5 protein-coding genes are annotated in these 5,198 nt (G+C 74.0%); all 5 read right to left on the reverse strand.

Going from position 1 to position 5,198, the window contains the following annotated elements; translation table 11 throughout:
- Positions 1-1,010, reverse strand: a 1,010-nt coding sequence (locus JZ5iCDA_RS15340) for a glycosyltransferase family 4 protein (RefSeq protein ID WP_069387940.1), incomplete at its 3' end; no start/stop codon positions are given.
- The gene (locus JZ5iCDA_RS19105) at positions 1,007-2,005 is read right to left on the reverse strand and encodes a glycosyltransferase family 2 protein (protein WP_069387941.1); all 999 of its coding nucleotides are present in this window, start codon (positions 2,003-2,005) and stop codon (positions 1,007-1,009) included. The genes JZ5iCDA_RS15340 and JZ5iCDA_RS19105, both read right to left, overlap by 4 nt.
- On the reverse strand, positions 2,002-2,844 hold the full coding sequence (locus tag JZ5iCDA_RS19110; protein WP_069387942.1) for a hypothetical protein: 843 nt from the start codon (positions 2,842-2,844) through the stop codon (positions 2,002-2,004). The genes JZ5iCDA_RS19105 and JZ5iCDA_RS19110 overlap by 4 nt, the downstream gene beginning before the upstream one ends.
- Entirely contained in the window at positions 2,844-3,680 is an 837-nt protein-coding gene (locus tag JZ5iCDA_RS15355; RefSeq protein WP_069387943.1) for an ABC transporter permease, read from the reverse strand. Before JZ5iCDA_RS15355 ends, JZ5iCDA_RS19110 begins: the two co-directional genes overlap by 1 nt.
- 1 nt (position 3,681) lies before the next feature.
- Positions 3,682-4,923, reverse strand: a complete 1,242-nt coding sequence (locus JZ5iCDA_RS15360) for an ABC transporter ATP-binding protein (protein WP_171905401.1) — start codon at positions 4,921-4,923, stop codon at positions 3,682-3,684.
- Positions 4,924-5,198: the final 275 nt, after the last annotated feature.

The following is a 5,198-nucleotide window of genomic DNA, read 5'->3' on the forward strand; positions in this document are numbered from 1 at the left end:
GCGCCGGAGAGCGCGGCCGCGTCGCCCGGCGCGAGCAGCACGGCGGCGTCCCCGACGGCCTCGGGCAGGCCGCCGACGGCGGACGCGACGACCGCCGCTCCCGCCGCCATGCCCTCGAGGGCGGTGAGCCCGAACGGCTCGGGCCACACGGACGGGACGACGACGACGTCGGCGGCCGCGAGGACGCCGGGCAGGGCCGCGCGGTCGAGGAAGGACGCGAAGCGGACGCTCGCCGCGGTCGCCGCGGCGCGCGTGCGGAGGTCCTGCTCGTAGGGCGTGAGCGGCGCGTGCGGGTCGAAGCCGGGTCGTCCCACGACGGTGACCTCGACGTCGTCGCGCCCGAGCCGGGCGACGGCGTCGAGCAGGACGTGCACGCCCTTGTCGGGGATCACGCGGCCGACGTACACGACGCGCAGCCGCCCGGACCGGGGCACGCGCGGGACGGCGAACGCCCCGGCGTCCACCCCGTTGCGCACCGTCGCGACGCGCGCGCGCAGCGAGCGGGGGAGGCGGTCGCGCACCTGCTCGGCGAGGTGGTCGCTCACGCACACGACCGCGGCGGCGGGCCCGAGCGTCCGGGCGGCCTCGCGCGCGGAGTACGTGCGCAGCACCTGGTTGTGGCAGTACAGGACCGGCGCGTGCCGCCGCGCGTCGACGAGGGGGACGAGCGCGGGCGCGTTGTGCGCGAGCACCCACGAGGGGTCCCAGGCGCCCTGCGTGCGCGTCGCGGCGCCGAGCACGCGCCGTGACGCGAGCCGCGGCAGGCCGAGCCGGGGGAGCGCCGCGTCGAGGTAGCGGTCGGCCCGCCCGGCGGCGACCTCGGGGTACTCGAGCACCGTCGCGCTCGCGTACCGCTCGGGGTACGTGCCGTGCGCGACGAGGACGCGGGCGGCCGGCGTGCCCGGCGCGGCCGCGCTGCTGAGCCCGTCGACGACGGTCGGCACGGCGCTGCCCGTCCGGGGCGAGAAGTGGTCGCCCGGCGTGATCACGTGCACCAGGCGCCGCGTCACGCTCTCGCCACCCCGGCGAGCCGGTCCCGGCGCACGGCGGTGACCGCCGCGGGCACGCCGGCGACGAGCCCGGACAGCTCCGCGGCGGCGCGCGACAGGATCACCGGCGCGGTGACGCGCCGCCCGAGCGGGCGCGGCGACCCGCTCGCCATGGTGGGCCCGAGCCGGCTGCGCACGGCCCACAGGTAGTCCGTCTGGGCGCGCAGCGTCGTGCGCGCGTAACGGCGCACCATCGGGTCCCGCCAGCCGAAGTTCCGCACGAGCATGACGACGTGGTTGCGCCGTGCGTAGTAGAGGTAGCGGAGGTCGAACCGCCTGCCGCCGGTCCCGTACGGCGCGGCCATGTGCCGCACGAGCGCGCGCGGGGCGTACACGAGCCGGCCGCCAATCGCGCGCAGCCGCAGCGAGATGTCGGACTCCTCGCACAGGCACGGACCCGGGTAGTTGCCCCGGATCCCGCCGATCGCGGCGAGCGCCTCGCGGCGGAACGACATGTTCGCGCCGAGCAGGTGGTCGACCTCGACCGGGCGCCCGGGGTCGGCGGCGAAGTAGCCGGTGAGACGCCCGTCGGGCAGGAGGCGGCCGATGCGGTCGAGGCCGGCGCGCTCCTCGCCGGGGATGCCGTTGTCCGCGCGGCCCCCGACGGCGACGACGTCGGGGTCGGCGTAGGGCGCGAGGAGCTCGTCCAGCCAGTCGGGCGCGACGTACGCGTCGTCGTCGACGAACGCCACGACGTCGCCGCGCGCGACGGCGAAGCCCATCTGCCGCGACTCCGGCGTCGTGCCGCGCCCGAGCGTGCTGTGCAGCAGGCGCACGTCGGGGAACTCCTCGCGCACGAGGCGGCGCGTCCGGTCGTCGGGCGTCGAGTCGACGACGACCACCTCGAGCGCGGGGGTGTCGAGGCGCGCGAGGTGCCGCAGGCACTCGCGGACGCTGTCGGGCCGGCCGTACGTGACGACGACGACGCTGACCGTCAGGTCCGTCGCGGTGCTCACGGCTCGCCTCCCGGCGGCTCGGGGACCGTCACGAGCCGGTACCAGTCGCCGCGCCGCAGCGGCGAGGTGAGGACGGCGCGTCGCGGGTGCCGCGTCCGGTGCTCCCAGCGCTCGTAGACGCCGGGGCGCGAGTAGTGGGCGGTGTGGCCGGACCACCCGAACTTCTGGCGCATCGTCTCCGGGCGCCGCACCCACGAGAAGTGCAGGACGGCGTCCTCCTGCCCGACGACCTCGTGGACGATCACGTCGTGCGGGTGCGCCGGGTCGGTGTTCCACGGGCCGAGGTCGACCCGGTAGTGCGGGCCCTCCACCTGGCGGGCGTGCACGAGCCGCGTCCCCGCGCGGACGGCGAGCGGCCCGGGGTAGGACGCGGCCGGCTGCCCGAAGCGGCGGCTCGCCTCGAGGTAGCGGCCCGGCGCGACGCGCGCGTAGAGCCAGCGCGAGGGGTAGTCGAGCGCCGTGGCGCCGGCCCCGTCCGCGCGGCGCAGCGACGCGAGGAACGCCGCCGGCCGGAGCATGACCTCGTCGGTGTCGAGCTGCAGCACCCAGTCGGCGTCCTGCGACGCGAGATCGAGCGCCTCCTGGCGCTGGTGCGTCTCGGCGTCCAGCGGCGCCGTGCCGGGCCGCGCGTAGTCGCCGGGCGCGTGGACGCACTTGCCGTCGGTGTCGAGCTCCTTGATCACGGCGAGGCACTCGTCGACGGGCAGCGGCGTGCCGGTCCACGACGTCGACGTCGCGTCGTAGGAGAGGACGATGCGGTCGACGTGGTCGTAGTACGCCCGCAGGCTCGCCCCGAGGAAGCTCGGGTCGGCGACGAGGACGTACGCGCTGAGGCGCATCAGATGTAGTCCGCGAACTCGCGCTCGTTCTTCTGGAACACGAGCGTGCCGCCGAGCATGATGAGCGGTGCCGCGACGACGAGCGCGACGACCTGCCACGTCACCGGTGCCTCGGTGCCCAGCAGCGACCAGCGGAAGCCCTCGAGGAACCACGTGACGGGGTTGATGTCGAACAGCCACCGCAGGTCGTCCGGCACCGAGGAGAGCGCGTACGCGACCGGGCTCGCGTAGAGAAGGACCTGGATGAGCCACGGCAGGACGTACTGCACGTCGCGGTACTTGACCATGTAGGCCGCCGCGGCGAGGCCGATGCCCGTGCCGATCATGAGGATCAGGAGGATCCAGACGGGCAGGAGCAGGACGCCCCATCCCGGGTTCACGCCGTAGACGAAGAGGAGCACGACCGCGAGGACGAGGGCCACGAGGAAGTCGACGACGACGGACGCGAGGCTCGAGACCGGCACGAGCAGGCGCGGGAAGAACACCTTCTGCACGAGCGACTGGTTGCCGACCATGGAGCCCGACGCGCGCCCGAGGGAGCCGTTGAACAGGTTCCAGGCGAGCATGCCCGCGAGCGTGAAGAGGAAGTAGGGGATCGCCGCGTCGCCGGTCGACAGGTCCGCGATCTGGCCGAACACGACGGTGAAGATCCCGGCGCTGACGAGCGGCTGGGCGATCACCCAGAAGATGCCGAAGAACGTCTGGCGGTAGCGCACGATGATGTCGCGCTGCGCGAGGCGCACCGCGACCTCGCGCGCGTTCCACAGCTCGCGCCACGGCGGCAGGTTGAGGCGGCCGGGCGGCGTGATGACGGTGCGCTGCACGGTCTCCTCCACGTCAGGCTCCCTCGTAGTCGAAGTTCACGAAGACCATGCCCTTCTCGGTGCCGGACGACTCCGTGAACTCCGGGTACGGCAGGTCGGGCAGGACCTCGAACTGCCAGGCGCCCTCCCACGCGTCGAGCACGCCCGCCTGGCACGCGTAGACGTCGACCGTGTAGCGGCCGGGCTTGAGCCACAGGTCGCGCACGACGAGGCGGCCCTTCTGGTGCTGCTCCGGGTCGAACCACGTGCCGACGAGCCGCGAGTCGCACTGGGCGATGACGGTGCCCTGGTCGTTGTTGACGTGCATCGACACGAAGTAGGTGCCGACGAGGTCCTTGCTGGGCGGCGCCTCGAACTCGACCACGAGATCCTGGGACGACTTGACGAACTCGTCCTCCATGCGGACCGACGACAGCCGCAGCCGGCCGTTGCCCGGACGCTTCTTCGGGTCGGACTGCGCCGCGGCGAAGCTCTCGAAGCTGTCCCGGTACGCCTCGAGCGTCCCCTCGACGCTGCCGGCGTAGCGCAGCGTCCCGCGGTCGAGCAGGATCGCGGACGAGCACAGCGCCTGCACCGTCTGGAGCTGGTGGCTGACGTAGAGCACGGTGCGCCCGCCCTGCGCGGCCTCGCGCATCTTCTGGATCGAGCGGCGCTGGAACTCGGCGTCGCCCACGGCGAGGACCTCGTCGATCGCGAGGATCTCCGTGTCGAGGTGCGCGGCGACGGAGAACGCGAGGCGCACGTACATGCCGGACGAGTACCGCTTCACGGGCGTCGCGAGGAACTTCTCGATGCCGGAGAAGGCGACGATCTCGTCGTAGCGGCGGTTGATCTCCTTGCGCGTCATGCCGAGGATCGCGCCGTTGAGGTAGATGTTCTCCTTGCCGGTGAGCTCGGGGTGGAACCCCGTGCCGACCTCCAGGAGGGACCCGACGCGCCCGTTCAGCTCGATCTGCCCGCGCGACGGCGCGGTGACGCGGGTGAGGAGCTTGAGCAGCGTCGACTTGCCCGCGCCGTTGCGCCCCACGATCCCGAGGGCCTCGCCGTGCGGCACCTCGAACGACACGTCGTCCAGGGCGTCGAACAGCGTGTACTTCTGCTTCCCGGTGGACCGGACCCACTGAATGGCCGCCGCGGCGGCGGTGGACGGGCGCTCGCCGAACGCGCCGAGCCGGTACGTCTTGCCCAGCCCGGCGACGCGGATAGCGGGTTCGCTCGTCGCCTGCACACGTGAAAGATAGTCGCTGCTGGACACCCGTCCACGAGATTGGTCGGGTGAATCCCGCGGGGCACGCCGCAGGGCCGGGTGAAAGTCGGCGCGGGGTCTGCAGGCCGTGCCCCCGCCGGTCCTACGATCGGCGGAGCGGCCCTGGCGGCCGGTCCTCCACGGACGTGGGAGCGGCGATGGCGGCGGACGAGAACGCGCGGACCCCGGACCGCCCGGCCCCGGACGGCCCGGCCGGGAGCGCACCGGCCGGGAGCACCCAGGGCGGGACGCCGTCGCGGCGCCGCACGGCGCTCCTCGCCGGC

The sequence above is a fragment of the Cellulosimicrobium cellulans genome, assembly GCF_001722485.1.
Taxonomy (GTDB): Bacteria; Actinomycetota; Actinomycetes; order Actinomycetales; family Cellulomonadaceae; genus Cellulosimicrobium; species Cellulosimicrobium cellulans_A.